Genomic DNA, 230 nt, shown 5'->3' with positions numbered 1-230 from the left:
CAGCCAGTATATGCCTGCCAGCAACCTGCTCAGCCTGCAGACCGGCGAGACCCTGAAAGTCACCGGCAGCGACATAGGCGCCGGTACTGGGCTTGCACTGGACGAGCGCAAGCTGGAAAGCTTCCACATCCATGAAGACACGCCGGGCACCCATTGGCGGGTGGTGCACAGTTCCGGCCTGGTGGAGTTTCTGCAGCTCAAGGGCAGCAGTGACAATACCGTTGCATTGC

At 60.9% G+C, this 230-nt stretch carries 1 protein-coding gene; it reads left to right on the top strand.

Annotation, left to right across the window (positions count from 1 at the left end; all coding sequences use genetic code 11):
• On the top strand, nt 1–230 hold a 230-nt coding region (locus tag J5M56_RS26555; protein ID WP_207938261.1), incomplete at both ends, for a hypothetical protein.

Source organism: Pseudomonas sp. 51_B (assembly GCF_017491595.1).
Classification (GTDB): Bacteria; Pseudomonadota; Gammaproteobacteria; order Pseudomonadales; family Pseudomonadaceae; genus Aquipseudomonas; species Aquipseudomonas promysalinigenes.
Note: the sequence above shows the minus strand (reverse complement) of the source record. Positions and strands in the feature narration are given on the sequence as shown.